A 14,904-nucleotide genomic window follows, 5' to 3' on the forward strand; every position below is an offset into this window, starting at 1 on the left:
GCCGGTCAGTCGGCCCGCTTCCGTCCCCAAGGCAGTCGGATGCCGCGCTCGTTCTCGGACTCGACTTCGAGGCCGTAGTGCTCCCCGATGTGATCCAGCAGCTGCGCCCGCTCGGCCTTTTCGTAGATGCGTCTCTCGCGCTGGAACGCGACGACGGTCGACCAGCAGATGAGCAGCATCACGATGCTGAACGGCAGGGCGATGATGATGGCCGCCGTCTGCAGCGCCGTCAGCCCGCCCGCGATCAGGAGCGCGATCGCGAGGAGCGCGGTGATGAGAGTGAAGAGCGTGCGCACGGGCTTGCTCGGCTCGGGGTCGCCGCCCGTTGCGATCATGCCCATGACGAGCGCACCCGAGTCCGCTGAGGTGACGAAGAACAGCGCGATGAGGATGAGAGCCCCGATGGTGAGCAGCAGCGGTGCGGGCAGGTGTTCGAACAGTTGGAACAGCGCGCCTTCGACGTTCACCGATCCGTCGGCCTGCGTCATCACGCCCGGCTCGTCGAGCTGGAGCTTGATCGCGGAGCCACCGAGGACCGCGAACCAGAGCACACCGACGAGCGTCGGCACGATGAGCACTCCCATGACGAATTCGCGCACCGTGCGACCACGGCTGACGCGGGCGATGAAGATGCCGACGAACGGCGCCCACGAGATCCACCAGCCCCAGTAGAACGAGGTCCAGGTCGCCTGCCAGGCCTGGCCCTCCGCGCCCTGGAAGGCGCTGACGCTGAAGCTCAGCCCGACGAAGTTCTGCAGGTACGAGCCGATCGACTGCACCCACTCGCGCAGCAGGTAGAACGTGTCGTTCGTGAACAGGACGAACAGCAGCAAGAGCCCGGCGAGGATCAGGTTCAGCGACGACAGCCACTTCATGCCCTTCGTCACGCCCGACAGCACCGAGAAGAGCACGGCGGTCGTGATGACGGCGATGATGATGACCTGCACGAGCAGGCTGGGATCCTTGATGATCCCCGCGCTGTCTAGGCCGGAGCTGATCTGCAGCACTCCCAGACCGAGGCTCGTCGCGACGCCGAACAGCGTGCCGACGAGGGCGATGGCGTCGATGGCGTTGCCCCACCCGCCGCGCACACGCCGACCGAGGATGGGCTCGAGCGCCCACCGGATCGACAGCGGGCGTCCGCGGCGGTGGATCGCGTAGGCGAGGGCGATGCCGACGACCACGTAGACGGCCCACGCCTGAACGCCCCAGTGCAGGTAGGTCTGCGTCAGCGCCGACTGTGCGAGCTGCGCGGACGTGCCCTCGACGCCGGGCTTCGGGTCCACGAAGTGGCTGAGCGGCTCGCTCACGCCGTAGAAGACGAGGCCGATCCCCATCCCCGCGGCGAAGAGGAGCGAGAACCAGGCACCCGTCGAGAATTCGGGCTTGTCGTCATCCTTGCCGAGGCGGATGTCGCCGAATCGACTGAACCCGAGGAAGAGGCAGAAGGCGACGAAGAAGGCGGTGATGAGGACGTAGTACCAGCTGAAGGTGTCGATGATCGCACCCTGGATCGTCCCGAAGAACGCCTCGGCCTGGGCAGGAAGCGCGATCGCGAACGCGCTGAAGACGACCGCGACCACGGCTGCCGGCGCGATCACCCACACGCTGGCCTTCGCCCGCGACGCGGGTGGGTGGGCGACGGTCTCTGACGGTGAGGCGCTGTCGGACATGCCGTCAGGCTACTGACGGAGGGGGATCCGCTCACCTTCTTGCGTTCCGGGGGTCGGCCGGGTTAGCGCCTCATTCGCGGGGCCAGGATGCCGCGAGCTTGCCGAGTAGGCGGACGAGCTCTGCGCGCTCCTCGGCCGTGAAGTCGGCCAGCGCGCGGGAGAGCCGCTCGCGTCGCTCGCCTCGGAAGTCCCCGGCACGGCGGCGCCCCTCGGAGGTCAGCGCGATGCGCGTGCGCCGCGCATCGTCGGGGTCTGCCTCACGAGCGGCGAGCCCGAGTTCGACAGCCTGTTGCACGAGCCGCGATGCGCGCGGCTGGTCGACGCCGATCGCGTCCGCGATCTCGCTCACCGAGAGCGGGTGCGCGGCGTGGACCAGCGCGTCGAGCAGACGGATGCGGGCGGGAGCGCCCGCGAGGCGCGCGCCGGGACCGAAGCCGCGCTCGCCGCGCATCCACGGCGGCGGTCCGCCATCCGAGTGCGGGCCGTGGGCGTGCGGCCCGCCGGGGTGATGCCGATGCGGTCCGCCGCGTCCGCGCATCTGCGCGAAGGCCGCGAGGAGGGCGTCGAGGTCGCCGGTGGGATCGGTCACGCTTCGACGATACCGGCAGCGACGGCATCCATGTCACTTGACATGCACCACCGATGCATGTCACGCTGCATGTACTTGCACACTGACATGCAATGGTCATCGCGGAACGTCCGCCGGTGACACGACGTCCCGGAAGGACACCTCATGAACACCACATCCAACGACACCCTCGGATACCGCCTCAAGCTCGTTCACCGCCTCGTGGCGCGCGAGCTCCACGAGCAGGCCGCGCAGGCCGGGACGGAGGCGCGGCGCGACGACATCGTCGCCGCCGTGCAGGCGCGGGTCTCCGCCGCCGTCCCCGAGGACGACTACGACACCCTGCTCCGCTCGCTCGACGCGATCGCGCGGGAACTCGGCTGGGACGACTCGCAGCCGATGCCGCCCCGTCCCGGACGCGGCCACCGTCGCGGCTTCGGTCCGCGCCACGGGTTCGGGCCGCACCGCGGAGACGGCTTCGGTCCGCACCGCGGCCACGGCTTCGGCCACCACGACCGGCACGGCGACCACGGTCGTGACTGCGGCCACCGGCACGGTCACAGCGAGCGGCGCGGCTTCGCGCAGCATCCCGCCGTCGCCGAGGCCTTCGAGCGCGGCTTCACCCGCGGCTACGAGCAGGCGCAGCGCGACTGAGCGCCACCCCACCCCCACCGCACCGACACCGGCGCGGTAGGGGGTGCCGCCGCTCTCAGTCGTGCGCGCGCGCAGCGAGCCGCCGCACCATCTCGGGGTCGGCGTGCGAGAAGAACTGGGACCGACCGACCTCGAGGCCCGCGATGCGATGCATCTCCTCATCCGACAGTGCGAAGTCCCGCACGCTCAGATTCTCGGCCATCCGCTCGCGCCGCACCGACTTGGCCAGCGACACCACGCCGCGCTGCAGCAGCCAGCGCAGCACGACCTGCGCAGGGGTCTTGCCGTGGGCCTCACCGATCTCGGTGAGCACCGGGTTCGCGAAGAGGTCGTTCCTCCCCTCGGCGAAGGGCGCCCAGGCCTCGAGGACGACATCCTCCTCGGTGAGGAGCCGCTGAAAGTCGGCCTGCTGGTGGAACGGGTTGACCTCCATCTGGTTCACGGCCGGCACGGTCCCGCCGAACTCGATGAGGTCGACGAGCCGGTCGGGTGCGAAGTTCGAGACGCCGATCGCGCGGATCCGTCCCACTTCATGCATCCGCTGCATCGCTCGCCATCCCCCGTAGTAGTCACCGAAGGGCTGGTGGATGAGGTACAGGTCGAGGTAGTCGAGCCCGAGCTTCGCCATCGACGCGTCGATCGCGTCGATGGCGCCCTGCTCGCCGCGGCGCTGGATCCAGAGCTTGGTGGTGATGAAGAGCTCTTCACGCGGGATGCCGCTGGCCGCGATGCCTCGACCGACCGCCTCCTCATTTCCGTAGCTCGCAGCCGTGTCGATCAGCCGGTACCCGGCGGCGATGGCGTCGGCCACGGCGCGCTCGGTGTCGTCGGTGGGGATCTGGAAGACGCCGAAGCCGAGCAGCGGCATCTCGGCCCCGGTGTTCAGAGTCACGGAGGGGGTGGTGTCCATGGTGTTCCTTTCAGCCGCGCGCGTCGGCGCGGGGGGGCAGTAGCAGGCCGGCGGGCGTCGAACACCAGTGAACGCCCGTCGCGTCGGGCGAACCAGGCTCTCGTGGAACCACCCTCGAGTGCGGGCTCCGTCGTAGCCTCGGAACATGGACGGCGAGAACGAGCTGCGGGAGTTCCTCGTGTCCCGGCGCGCACGGATCACACCCGAGCAGGCGAAGCTCCCTGCCTACGGCGGCAATCGCCGCGTCGCGGGGCTCCGCCGCGAAGAGGTCGCGATGCTCGCGGGGGTGAGCGTCGACTACTACACCAAGCTGGAGCGCGGCGCCGTGGGTGTCGTCTCCCCCTCGGTCCTCGACGCCGTCGCCCGCGCGTTGCAGCTCACGTCCACCGAACGGGATCACCTGTTCCACCTGACCGGCACCACCGCCTCACTCCGACCCGCCGCGCAGCCCGAACGGACGACCGTCCGGCCCACCGTGCAGCGAATCCTGGACGGTCTGAGCGACTCACCGGCGTTCGTCGCGACCGCGGCACGCAACCTCGTCGCCGCCAACACCCTGGGGCGGGCCGTCTACTCGCCGCTGTACGACGCCGCGCCCGACGGCATCCCCAACACCGCGCGCTACACGTTCCTGGAGCCGGGTGCGAAGGAGTTCTTCGTCGACTGGCACACCGCCGCCGCCAACCTGGTGGCGAATCTCCGACGCGAGGTCGGTTCCGACCCGCTCAATCGGGCGCTGGAACAGCTCGTCGACGAGCTCAACCGCCTCAGCCCCGAGTTCGGCGAGCTGTGGCGGTCCCACGACGTTCGCACCCACGACGCCGGGATCAAGAGCATCCGGCATCCGGTCGTCGGCGAACTCCACCTCACGTTCGAAGCGATGCCCCTGCCTGCCGACCCGGGTCAGAACCTCGTCGTCTACGGCGCCGAACCGGGATCGGAGACCGCCGACCGGCTGCGCCTGCTGGCGAGCTGGAGCGCCGCGGACGCACGCTCCTGACGACGAGCGCGGTCAGTTCCCCTTCGCGCCGGCGTCGGTCGTCCCGACGTCGGTGCGGTGGAAGTTCTGGAACGAGCGGGATGCCGTCGGCCCCCGCTGCCCCTGGTACCGGTTCTTGTACGGGCCGGTGCCGTAGGGGTTCTCGGCCGGCGAGCTCAGGCGGAAGAAGCAGAACTGCCCGATCTTCATGCCCGGCCACAGCTTGATGGGAAGGGTCGCGACGTTCGCGAGCTCGAGCGTCACGTGACCCGAGAAACCGGGGTCGATGAAGCCCGCCGTCGAGTGGGTGATGAGGCCCAGTCGACCGAGGGAGCTCTTGCCCTCGAGGCGCGCGGCGACGTCATCGGGCAGCGTGATCTGCTCGAAGGTCGCGCCGAGCGCGAACTCCCCCGGATGCAGGATGAACGGCTCGTCCGGCGCGACCTCGATGAGGCGCGTCAGCTCGGGCTGGTCCTCGGACGGGTCGATGAACGGGTACTTGTGGTTGTCGAACAGCCGGAAGTACCGGTCGAGCCGCACGTCGACGCTCGACGGCTGGACCATCGCCGGGTCCCACGGGTCGAGGCCGATACGGCCTCCGTCGATCTCGCCTCGGATGTCGCGGTCGCTGAGCAGCACGCGGCCAGCCTACTGGCCGCCGAAGGCAGCACGCGGCCAGCCTCCCGGCCGCCGAAGGCAGCACGCGGCCAGCCTCCCGCCCGCCGAAGGCAGCACGCGGCCAGCCTCCCGCCCGCCGAAGGCAGCACGCGGCCAGCCTCCCGGCCGCCGAAGGCAGCACGCGGCCAGCCTCCCGGCGCATCACACCCTCAGCGCGCGACGCGGACGACCACCACTCCCCGCGGCGGCACCGTGACGACACCGGATGCCGCGGCGCCGCCGACGAGCACGTCGCCGACCACCGGCGCCGCGACCTCGTCGTCGGTGCGGTTGGAGAGGAAGACGTAGCGCGCCTCGTCGTCGCCGCGCTCGATGACGTCGAGTCGGCCGTCCGCCGACCGCGGGTCGCCGGCGAGCGCCTCGAGACCGAGCCCCGCGAGCACCGCGCGGACGCCGTCGCGGCCGATGTCGGCCGACACGTATGTCGCCGACCCGCCCGCGGGCAGACTGCGCCGCGTCACCGCCGGCGCACCGGCGAGGTCGCCGTCGGCGTAGGTGTCGAGCAGCTCGACGTCGTCGCCGACGTGCACGATCCGCTCGGTCCAGCCGTGCGCAACGGCTCCCGAGGCGAGGGCGATGCGCTCCTCGGGCAGCAACGGCACGAACTCTTCGACCATGACGCCGAGCAGCTCGCGCAGCGCGCCGGGGTAGCCGCCCAGCCAGACGCGGTCGTTCTCGTCGACGATGCCCGAGAAGTACGTCGTGACGAGGTGGCCACCGGCATCCGTATATGCCTCGAGACGCGACCGCAGGTCTTCGGGGACGACGTGCAGCATCGGGGCGATGAGCACCTCGTACCCGTCGAACGCGGCACCGACAGGGATGACGTCGGCGCGGACGCCGAGGTCGAGGAGGGCCCGGTACCAGGCGAGCGACTCGACATCGTAGGCGGGCGAGTCCGACGGGTGCGCGTCGCGCCCGCTGACCCACCACGACTCGTAGTCGACGACGATCGCGACGTGCGCCTTCTGGCGACGCGAACCGGTGACCGGCGATACGTCGCGCAGCGCTCCGCCGAGGGCGACGACGTCGCGGAACACGCGGCTGTTCTCACCGGCGTGGGGCACCATGCCGGAGTGGTAGCGCTCGCCGCCGGCGCGCGACTGCCGCCACTGGAAGTAGCAGACCGCGTCGGCGCCGTGCCCGACGTGCGTGAGGGCGTCGCGCACGAGCTCGCCGGAGCGCTTGGGCGGGTTGACCTCGCGCCAGTTGACGGCGCTCGTCGCGTGCTCCATGAGGAACCACGGCAGTCCGCCGGCGATGTTGCCCGTGAGGTTCGCCCAGAACGAGAGGTCGTCGCGCCCGAACTCGCCGGGTCGCAGGTAGTGATCGTTCGAGACGAAGTCGACGTCGGGCACCCAGGACGGGTAGTCGATGTCGCGGACGTTCTGCGCGACCATGAAGTTCGTCGTCCGCGGGATGCCGGGGGTCACCTCGTCGAGCACGGCCGCCTCGGCGCGCAGGTGGTCGCGGACGGCATCGGACGAGAACCGCTCGAAGTCGAGCTGCTGCCCGGGGTTGCGGATGGTCGGCGCCGATCGCGGCGGCAGGATCTCGTCCCACTCCTCGTAGTGCTGCGACCAGAACGCCGTGCCCCACGCGTCGTTGAGCGCCTCGATCGTGCCGTAGCGGGCTTCGAGCCAGACCCGGAACGCGCGCGCGGCGTCGTCGGAGTAGTCGTAGAGGTTGTGGCATCCGAGCTCGTTGGAGATGTGCCACGCGACGACGGCGGGGTGGTCACCGTAGCGCTCGGCGAGCGCGCGGACCAGGCGCAGTGCGTACTCGCGGAACACGGGCGAGGTCGGCCGCCAGTGTTGGCGGGCGCCGGGCCAGAGGATCGTGCCGTCGACGGTCTGCGGCAGGATCTCGGGATGCCGCCGGGCCATCCACGAGGGAGGCGACGCCGTCGCGGTCGCCAGGTCCACGTCGATGCCGTTCGCGTGCAGCAGGTCGATGATCTCGTCGAGCCACGAGAAGTCGAACTCGCCGGGGCGGGGCTCGAGCAGGCCCCACGAGAAGATACCGAGCGAGACGATGTTCACGCCCGCCGTGCGCATGAGGCGAATGTCGTCGTCCCACACCTCGCGAGGCCACTGCTCGGGGTTGTAGTCGGCGCCGTAGCGCATGGTCCCGGGCTCCTGCGAGCCGTCCTTCACCCAGCGATAGTTCTGCACGCGACAACGCTAGCCCAAAAACGTGCAGGTGCACGGTTTCACGTGATCTACTGTTCGACTATGACCGATGCACCGGCCCGCGGACCGTACGCGAAGTCCGCCGCGCGGCGCAGCGAGATCATCGCGACGGCGACGGCCGTCTTCGGTACGCACGGGTACCGGGGCGGGTCCCTGCGCCAGATCGCGAAGCAGCTGGATCTCGGCCTCACGACCGTCATGCACCACTTCCCCACGAAGGTGTCGCTGCTGGCAGCCGTCCTCTCGCAGGAGGATGCCGCCGACACGGACTTCCTCGAGCGCTCCGCCCGGGACGGCTTCATCCCCACGGTGCTCGCGATCGTCGAGCGGAACATCGCCCGGCGCGAACTCGTGCGCATGTTCACCGTTGTGCAGGCCGAGGCGACGCACGCCGACCATGAGGCGCACGAGTGGCTGCGGCAGCGCTACGCGTCGGTCATCCCCGACTACCGCGACGCGATCGAGCACGACCGTGCGGCCGGACGGTTGACCACGACGGAAGACGCCACCATGCTCGCCGACCTCGTGATCGGCACGTGGGAGGGCATCCAAGTGCGCTGGCTCGCCGACGGCACGGACCCCGTCGCCGCGATGCGCGTCGCGCTGGACGCTCTACTCAGGCCGAAGGTGTGAGCCGCGGGTCGATCATCGTCATCCCCGCGGGCGACGCCGAGTCCATGACCGGCAGCAGCTCGGCGGCCTGCTCGAGCGACACGGTCCGCTCGATGAGGTCCTGCGGGCGGAGCGTGCCGCGGGCGATGAGCTCCAGCATCCCCGGGTAATCCTCGGCCGCCATGCCGTGACTGCCGAGCAGATCGAGCTCCCACGCGATGGCGCGCGCCAGCGGTGCTGGAGTGAGACCGGATGCCGAGGGCAGCAGCCCGACCTGCACGTGCCGGCCCCGGCGGCGCAGGCTGTGGATGGCATCCGCGCAGGTCTGTTCGCTGCCGACGGCGTCGATCGAGACGTGGGCGCCGCCACCCGTGATCGCGTGCACGGCCTCGGGCACGTCGCGCCCGTCCGCGACGATGACCTCATCCACGCCGAGAGTGCGTGCGACGTCGAGCGCCGCGACCGACCGGTCGACCGCGACGACCTTCGCGCCGAGCGCCTTCGCGATCATGACGGCGCTGAGCCCGACCCCGCCGGCTCCGACGATGACGACCCACTCCCCCGGGGTCAGGTGCGCACGCGCGGTGAGCGCACGGTAGGCGGTGGCGAAGCGGCATCCGAGTGCGGCGGCAGCGGCGAACGAGATCGACTGCGGCACGGCGACGAGGTTGCGGTCGGCGGCATGGAGGGCGACCCGCTCGGCGAACGAACCCCAGTGGGTGAAGCCGGGCTGCTGCTGGTCGGGGCACACCTGAGCGTTGCCGGTGCGGCACCAGTCGCACCGGCCGCATCCGCAGACGAACGGCACCGTGACCCGGTCGCCGACCGACCAGTTCTCGACGCCTGCGCCGACCTCGACGACGACGCCCGCGAGCTCGTGCCCGGGAACGTGGGGCAGGGCGATGTCGTCGTGTCCGACCCAGGCATGCCAGTCGCTGCGGCAGAGGCCCGTCGCGTGCACCTCGATGACGGCGCCGCCCGCGGGCGCGACCGGATCGGGGACCTCGGTGACGACGAGGGGTCCTGCGATCCGTTCCATCACCATCGCGCGCATGCCTCGATTCTGCCGCGCGTCAGGACCGCGTGAGCTCCCGGAGCACGGCGATGACGTCGTCAACCGCGGGCGGGCGCGGCCCGGACCGGAAGACCACGCCCATGTCGCGCGCCGCGCGCGGATCGTCGATGGGCCGCTGCACGCACCCGTCGAGCGGATGCGGCACCTCGGGCCCGATGGCGATGCCGAGCCCCGCGGCGACGAGACCGTGCAGGGTGCGCAGATCGTCGCCCTCGAAGGCGATGTCGAGCGGCACGCCCTCGGCGGCGAAGAGCTGCTCGAGCGTGCGGCGCAGTCCGTACCCCGGCTTGAGCGTGACGTGCGTCTCACCGACGACGTCCGCGAGCGAGACCCGCGCGGCCGTCGCGAGTCGGTGCCCCTCGGGGACAACGACGACGAGCGGCTCGTCGTAGAGGTGGAGCGTTTCTCCGGAGGGATGCGTCGCGGCGGCCCCCGAGACGATCGCGAGGTCGGTCCGTCCAGAGTCGAGTTCGGCGAGGCACGCGTCTCGTGCGCCCTGCCAGAGCTGCACCCGGATGTCGGGGCGCGCCTCGCGCAGCCGCCGGACGAGCCGCGGGACGAGGTTCTCGCCGAGCGAGTTCTGGAACGCGAGCCCGACGGTCGACCGGGCGTCGTCGAGGGAGTCGAGCGCGTCCTGCGCCGCGCGGAGGGCGACGCGGACGCCGGGCAGCATGCGACGCGCGGCGTCGGTGAGCCGGATGCCGCGGCCGTCCCGCGCGACCAGCGCGACGCCGAGCCGCGACTCGAGCTGGCGGAGCGCACGGCTCACGGTCGGCTGCGGCACCCCGAGCGCCTCGGCCGCGCGGGTGACGTGCTCGTCCTCACCCAGTGCGTCGAGCAGCGGGAGGTGCGGCAGCAGGTCCACGAGGCGGTCACGACTCATGCGCGAACGCTATCGCTTCACACACATAGGTATTGGATCTGAATGCGACGCGTGCCTACCGTGGAGCGTGTGACGACCGTCGGCATCCCTCCCCTCACCGCGTCGCCCCGTCGGCTCGGCGCGGCGATGTGGACGACGGGCATCGCGACGTTCGGGGTGCTCTACGCGCCGCAGGGCCTGCTGACGGGCATCGCCGAGACGTACCGGCTCACCGCGGCCGACGCGTCGTGGGTCGTGTCGGCGGCGACGCTCGGGCTTGCCCTGGCGATCCTGCCGTGGGCGCTCGCTGCCGACCGCTTCGGACGGAGACGGATGCTGCGGGTCGCCGCCGTGGCCGCGGCGGTCATCGCCGTCGCATCGCCTCTGCTGCCGGGGTTCGCCGGGCTGCTGGTGGGAAGGTTCCTGCTCGGCGCGGCGCTCGGCGGCATCCCGGCTCTCGCGGTCGCGTATCTGCACGAGGCCGCAGGTCCGCAGCGCGCGGGGGTCGCGGCAGGAGCGTACGTCGCCGCGACGAGCGTCGGCGGGCTCGCGGGGCGGCTCGTCGCGGCGCCGGTGGGCGAGGTCGTCGGATGGCGGCTGTCGCTGGAGCTGCTCGGCATCCTCGCGGCAGCCCTGACCGTGCTGTTCGCGGTGCTGTTGCCGCCGACCGAGGAGCACCGGCCGGTGCCGCTCGCCCGCAGCCTGCGCGTCCTCGGACGACAGGCTGTGAACCCGCGCGCACTCCCGCTGTATGCGATCGGCGCGATGGTCGTCGGGGCGATGGTCGCGGTCTTCAATGCGCTGGGCTTCCGCCTCGAAGCCGCGCCGTACTTCCTGTCGGCGACGGCTGTCTCGCTGGTGTTCCTGACGTACCTGTCGGGCACGGTGACCTCACGTCTGTCCAGCGCGCTCGTCCAGCGTTTCGGGACCCGGATGCCGCTGGTCGCCGCCGGCGCTGCGATGGTCGTCGGCGCCGTCATCACCCTCGCGTCGCCGGTGGTCGTCATCGTGCTCGGAGTCCTGCTCATCACGGCGGGGATGTTCCTGGCCCACGCGACGGCGAACGCCGCAACCGCGCGAGCCGGTGGCTCGGGCCGACAGCACGCGGTGGCGCTGTACAGCGTGGCGTACTACATCGGCTCGAGCGTGCTCGGAACGATCGGCGCGGCAGCGTGGACCGCGGGCGGGTGGGCCGCCCTGGCCGGACTCGTCGCTGTGCTCGGGATTCTGGTGGTGACCGCTTCCGTCAAGGTGCGGGACTAAGTCCCTCCCGTTCGCTACAGTTCCGGGCATGAACAGCTATGGGGATTACGCGGGGCTCGGCGCCGGCCTGATCATCTTCGGGATCATCATCTACGTCGGCATCTTCGCTCTCGCGCTCTGGGTCGGGTATCTCATCCAGCGCACCGCGGTGAAGAACGGCATGCTGCGCGCGATGCAGGAAAGCGGCATGATCTTCGCGCCGCGGCCGGGTGCGCCCTATCCGGGGGGCGGGCAGCCCGGGGCTCAGCCGCCCTACCCCGGAGGCGGACACCCCGGAGCTCAGCCGCCGTACCCCGGTCAGCCCCCGGTGGGCGGCCAGCCCCCGGTGGGAGGTCAGCCCCCGGTTCCGCCGCAGACGCCCCCGCAGGCTCCGCCGGCGCGCCCGTCGAACGACTGATCGCTGCGACGGGCGGACGCCTCCGAGCCTTGCTAGGCTTACGAGGCGCCTCCGGGCGCAGTGGGGCTGTAGTTCAATGGCAGAACATCTGCTTCCCAAGCAGATAGCGCGGGTTCGATTCCCGTCAGCCCCTCCATTGTGACTTCTCGTGCAAGGTGGCACTTTCTCGACCCGGGTGTCACTTCTCGTTTCGACACGGGCGGGCCATCGATCGAATCCGTGATCGGGATACTCGCGCTGACCAGCCCTCAACTGCCGTCGCCGCGCGACAGGCTCGAAAGATCCACCAGGTGCCGCTCACCAGCTGCCGCACCGAGCACTCGGTCGCGCAGACCTATGTAGCCACTGAACGCTGGCATGCGCCCAGCCACTCCTCCGCCCCAGCCCCGAAGCCTTCGCAGGGCGATCCATCTCCAAAGCCTCTCGAAGCACTCACGGACTTATCAATCTACGAGCTACATCTGGTCCACCTTTTGGCGGAAGCGCGCCCTCGTCGCGACCGCTTAGCCTGCTCGAAATGCCGGATAGGCAGGAATACAGGGGGGAACTATGGAAGAGATTCAGTACAGACGGGGAGTGCGGGTCGGCGGGGTTTCCGTTGCCGTCGGAGCCTTGATCCTCGGGCTACTCCAAGCGACACCGGCCACTGCCGACGAGGGCTATTCCGCCGCAGAATCAGAAGCTCTAGCTGCGGTGGCGCTGTCAGGCGTAGATGTCGCGGTGCCCGAGGCGGGCGAGGTCGGCGCTTTCACCGCCGAGGGCGGGGCCTTCACTGCGGGCGAGACCAGTTTGGATCCTGACGCCGGTTCTGTTGATATCGGGGTCGACGGGCTCGCTATTGGCTTGCCTGCCGCGGGAGGCTTCGAGCTCACACGTGACGGGATCGCGATTTCCCCCTCCGAGAACGGTCTCGGAGTCGCTGTCGTGCCTGCAGAAGGTGGGCTAACGAGTCGCGTGCTCACTGTCGCGGACGAGACGTTCAGTTCGTCCCCGACTCACCGGTACGACTACGACATCTCGCTGGACGCAGGCACGGAACTTCGTCAGCTGTCCAACGGGGAAATCATCATTGTTCGGACAGACGTAGCTGTTCCCGCGATAGATGAGGACTGGGTTCCCAACCACGACGTCGACCTAGTCGACTACGAAGCGGGCTTGGCGGAGTCTGCTGAGGGTGTAGGCGAGCAGGACGGCGCCGTCGGCGCCGACGAAGTAGTTGTCGCTTCGTTCGAACCCGCGTGGGCGGTTGACGCTGAAGGCGTCCTGCTTCCCACTACGTACGAGATCGAGGGGACGACGCTGACGCAGGTCGTTGACACCGAGGGCGCTGCGTTCCCGGTGGTCGCCGACCCCATTCCCTTGATCATCATCGCTCTCGGCGCAGCCGTTCTGCGAGTGGGCGTGCCTGTCGCAGCCCGCGCATTCACCGTCGCTCGGATCATCCCCGGGGCTCGCCTGATTGCCAGCAACGGTTACAAGTCGTTCCCTGCCTTCAAGAGCGCCGTCGGACATGCGAAGCCCAACCATCAATGGCACCACATCGTCGAGCAAAGTCAGGTTCAGAAGTTCGGAGCGCAACTGATTCACAACAAGCACAATCTCGTACAGGTGCCGACTAAAGTCCACCAGAAGTGCATCAACTCCAAGATGGCAACGAGCAAAACGGCGTTCTCGTTGAAGATCGACGGTCAGACCTTCAAGTTCGCCACGGGCGCCACGATGCGATCTAGAGTGCAGAAGTACAGCCTAGAGAATCAGCACCGTATCGGCATCGCCCTCCTGCGGTACTGCGGCGTCAACATCTAAGTGGCACGGGTGAGGCGCTCGGGAACCGGTCGCCTTACCCGTCCTACGTAAGGAATACTCATGCATCCACGGACCTGGATTGAAGGCAACGAGCTCTGGATGAGGTTCTGTGAGGCTCACGAGGCAGCGGTTGCGGCGGAGTCCGATGTCGAAATTCCTCGCGTTCGGGTCAGCAAGATCGTTCGCGCCGCCGACGAACTGGAATCATCCGTCAAACAGGACGCGGGCATCATGCAGAGTCTGCGTGAACTCGACCCCGCTGCCCTTGACGAGGCCGGTTCCGACCTTCTCGACACTCTCCTCGGCAGACCGATGGATGAATGGGAAGACGACCCCGCGGACTTCGTCGAACGATATGGTACCGACGGCGTTCTGATCGCCCCCGCCGTCTACTTCGCGGGTGTCGAGCAGCAGAACCAGGCCCACGACAAAGAGGCGGGCCCCTACGCCGGCGAGTATCTCCGCGAGCCTGACGATCAGCGGCAGCGACTGCTGCACCGCGTGGGCGGCGTTCCCACAACCGTCCCCAGTGTCGACAGACCTGACTCCGTGTTCCTCATGCAGGTCGATCTCCTCTGCCTCCACGATGCGTTCTCATGGGACGAGCCCATCGCGTCATTCCTGAAGGATTCACTTCTCCCGTCTGACGGTGTGCTTCAGCTGTTCCACACCACGACCGGCGACAGCACCACGGACCCCTTTCTCCGCGGAGGCGGTGCGCAGGTCCTCCACCTGACCGAAGCTCAGCTCCGGGATCGCGACGATCCCCGTCTCGTTGCGACCGACTATCCGGTCAGCATCCCTTCCCCTTCCGTCTTCCCGACATTCGCGCTCGCCGGTCACCGTGAGGCCGACACCGACCTCGCGGTCAGCCTGCAGAACGAGGCAGACCGCGCTGCGGGCTTGCGCGGAGGCGTAGACGTCCCCACGCACCGGCACCAGATCGCGCCGCGGTGGAGTCGCATTCTCGGGCTTCCCGACCTCTCCTACGGTCTGGACGACGGCGACCGCGACGTCCTGGAAAAGGAACTACCCCTCAGCGGGGACGACCGCCACCTTCTCCTCTTCAACCTCGCCTCAGACCATCAGTTCGATGGCGTGTTCGGAGATGCAGGCCGACTCGAGGTCTGGCTGAGGGGAAGTGATCTGGCGAAGGCACGATTCAGCGAGGTCGTCTCTTTCCTGCGATCACACTAGCGAGGGCGACGGCGATTGAAATCTCAGCGCTTATCGAA

General features: G+C 69.3%; 14 protein-coding genes and 1 tRNA gene. 8 read left to right on the plus strand and 7 right to left on the minus strand.

All coding sequences use genetic code 11. The features are described 5' to 3' along the window. Positions 1-5: 5 nt before the first annotated feature. The gene (locus BLP38_RS11125) at positions 6-1,673 is read right to left on the minus strand and encodes a BCCT family transporter (RefSeq protein ID WP_231916487.1); all 1,668 of its coding nucleotides are present in this window, start codon (positions 1,671-1,673) and stop codon (positions 6-8) included. A gap of 70 nt (positions 1,674-1,743) precedes the next feature. After that, on the minus strand, positions 1,744-2,262 hold the full coding sequence (locus BLP38_RS11130; RefSeq protein ID WP_091357435.1) for a MarR family winged helix-turn-helix transcriptional regulator: 519 nt from the start codon (positions 2,260-2,262) through the stop codon (positions 1,744-1,746). A 144-nt stretch (positions 2,263-2,406) separates the two neighbouring features. Between BLP38_RS11130 and BLP38_RS11135 the strand changes: the two genes are divergently transcribed. Then, entirely contained in the window at positions 2,407-2,895 is a 489-nt protein-coding gene (locus tag BLP38_RS11135) for a hypothetical protein (protein ID WP_091357439.1), read from the plus strand. Between the two features lie 55 nt (positions 2,896-2,950). Here BLP38_RS11135 and BLP38_RS11140 read toward each other — a convergent pair whose 3' ends face one another. Beyond that, positions 2,951-3,805 carry an aldo/keto reductase gene (locus BLP38_RS11140; RefSeq protein ID WP_091357443.1) on the minus strand — a complete coding sequence of 285 codons (855 nt, stop codon included), beginning with the start codon at positions 3,803-3,805 and terminating at the stop codon, positions 2,951-2,953. Positions 3,806-3,950: 145 nt separating this feature from the next. On the opposite strand from BLP38_RS11140, the gene BLP38_RS11145 reads away from it, so the two are divergent. Next, complete coding sequence (locus BLP38_RS11145; RefSeq protein WP_091357447.1) at positions 3,951-4,805, plus strand: helix-turn-helix transcriptional regulator; 855 nt, start codon at positions 3,951-3,953, stop codon at positions 4,803-4,805. A gap of 12 nt (positions 4,806-4,817) precedes the next feature. Here BLP38_RS11145 and dcd read toward each other — a convergent pair whose 3' ends face one another. Continuing rightward, positions 4,818-5,423 (minus strand): dCTP deaminase, encoded by a 606-nt coding sequence (gene dcd, locus BLP38_RS11150; RefSeq protein WP_091357450.1) that lies wholly within the window; start codon positions 5,421-5,423, stop codon positions 4,818-4,820. 188 nt (positions 5,424-5,611) lie between these two features. Further along, complete coding sequence (locus tag BLP38_RS11155) at positions 5,612-7,636, minus strand: beta-galactosidase (protein WP_091357453.1); 2,025 nt, start codon at positions 7,634-7,636, stop codon at positions 5,612-5,614. A gap of 60 nt (positions 7,637-7,696) precedes the next feature. On the opposite strand from BLP38_RS11155, the gene BLP38_RS11160 reads away from it, so the two are divergent. Beyond that, entirely contained in the window at positions 7,697-8,287 is a 591-nt protein-coding gene (locus BLP38_RS11160) for a TetR/AcrR family transcriptional regulator (RefSeq protein ID WP_091357456.1), read from the plus strand. Here the strand turns inward: BLP38_RS11160 and BLP38_RS11165 are convergent. Together BLP38_RS11165 and BLP38_RS11170 are read right to left on the minus strand one after the other, a co-directional pair. Next, positions 8,271-9,320 (minus strand): zinc-binding dehydrogenase, encoded by a 1,050-nt coding sequence (locus BLP38_RS11165; RefSeq protein WP_091357459.1) that lies wholly within the window; start codon positions 9,318-9,320, stop codon positions 8,271-8,273. The two genes, BLP38_RS11160 and BLP38_RS11165, sit on opposite strands and share 17 nt — an antisense overlap. A gap of 19 nt (positions 9,321-9,339) precedes the next feature. Beyond that, on the minus strand, positions 9,340-10,224 hold the full coding sequence (locus tag BLP38_RS11170; protein ID WP_091357462.1) for a LysR family transcriptional regulator: 885 nt from the start codon (positions 10,222-10,224) through the stop codon (positions 9,340-9,342). 51 nt (positions 10,225-10,275) lie between these two features. Between BLP38_RS11170 and BLP38_RS11175 the strand changes: the two genes are divergently transcribed. The 5 genes from BLP38_RS11175 (at position 10,276) to BLP38_RS11195 (ending at position 14,866) form a co-directional block, all read left to right on the plus strand. After that, positions 10,276-11,466 (plus strand): MFS transporter, encoded by a 1,191-nt coding sequence (locus BLP38_RS11175; RefSeq protein ID WP_231916488.1) that lies wholly within the window; start codon positions 10,276-10,278, stop codon positions 11,464-11,466. Between the two features lie 28 nt (positions 11,467-11,494). Further along, positions 11,495-11,863 (plus strand): hypothetical protein, encoded by a 369-nt coding sequence (locus BLP38_RS11180; protein WP_091357468.1) that lies wholly within the window; start codon positions 11,495-11,497, stop codon positions 11,861-11,863. A gap of 62 nt (positions 11,864-11,925) precedes the next feature. Beyond that, positions 11,926-11,999 (plus strand) — tRNA-Gly (locus BLP38_RS11185). 413 nt (positions 12,000-12,412) lie between these two features. Next, entirely contained in the window at positions 12,413-13,669 is a 1,257-nt protein-coding gene (locus tag BLP38_RS11190) for a hypothetical protein (protein WP_157681098.1), read from the plus strand. A gap of 60 nt (positions 13,670-13,729) precedes the next feature. Continuing rightward, positions 13,730-14,866: a DUF1963 domain-containing protein gene (locus BLP38_RS11195; protein WP_091357473.1), complete on the plus strand. Its 1,137-nt coding sequence runs from the start codon at positions 13,730-13,732 to the stop codon at positions 14,864-14,866. The last annotated feature ends 38 nt before the right edge of the window (positions 14,867-14,904 follow it).

Source organism: Microbacterium sp. LKL04 (assembly GCF_900102005.1).
In the GTDB taxonomy this organism is placed as follows: Bacteria; Actinomycetota; Actinomycetes; order Actinomycetales; family Microbacteriaceae; genus Microbacterium.

Excerpts from the sequence above, each read along its gene's own strand:
- BLP38_RS11125 (WP_231916487.1), bottom strand. The coding sequence starts at position 1,673 with ATGTCCGACAGCGCCTCACCGTCAGAGACCGTCGCCCACCCACCCGCG.
- BLP38_RS11135 (WP_091357439.1), top strand. The coding sequence starts at position 2,407 with ATGAACACCACATCCAACGACACCCTCGGATACCGCCTCAAGCTCGTT.
- BLP38_RS11140 (WP_091357443.1), bottom strand. The coding sequence starts at position 3,805 with ATGGACACCACCCCCTCCGTGACTCTGAACACCGGGGCCGAGATGCCG.
- BLP38_RS11145 (WP_091357447.1), top strand. The coding sequence starts at position 3,951 with ATGGACGGCGAGAACGAGCTGCGGGAGTTCCTCGTGTCCCGGCGCGCA.
- BLP38_RS11160 (WP_091357456.1), top strand. The coding sequence starts at position 7,697 with ATGACCGATGCACCGGCCCGCGGACCGTACGCGAAGTCCGCCGCGCGG.
- BLP38_RS11165 (WP_091357459.1), bottom strand. The coding sequence starts at position 9,320 with ATGCGCGCGATGGTGATGGAACGGATCGCAGGACCCCTCGTCGTCACC.
- BLP38_RS11170 (WP_091357462.1), bottom strand. The coding sequence starts at position 10,224 with ATGAGTCGTGACCGCCTCGTGGACCTGCTGCCGCACCTCCCGCTGCTC.
- BLP38_RS11180 (WP_091357468.1), top strand. The coding sequence starts at position 11,495 with ATGAACAGCTATGGGGATTACGCGGGGCTCGGCGCCGGCCTGATCATC.
- BLP38_RS11190 (WP_157681098.1), top strand. The coding sequence starts at position 12,413 with ATGGAAGAGATTCAGTACAGACGGGGAGTGCGGGTCGGCGGGGTTTCC.
- BLP38_RS11195 (WP_091357473.1), top strand. The coding sequence starts at position 13,730 with ATGCATCCACGGACCTGGATTGAAGGCAACGAGCTCTGGATGAGGTTC.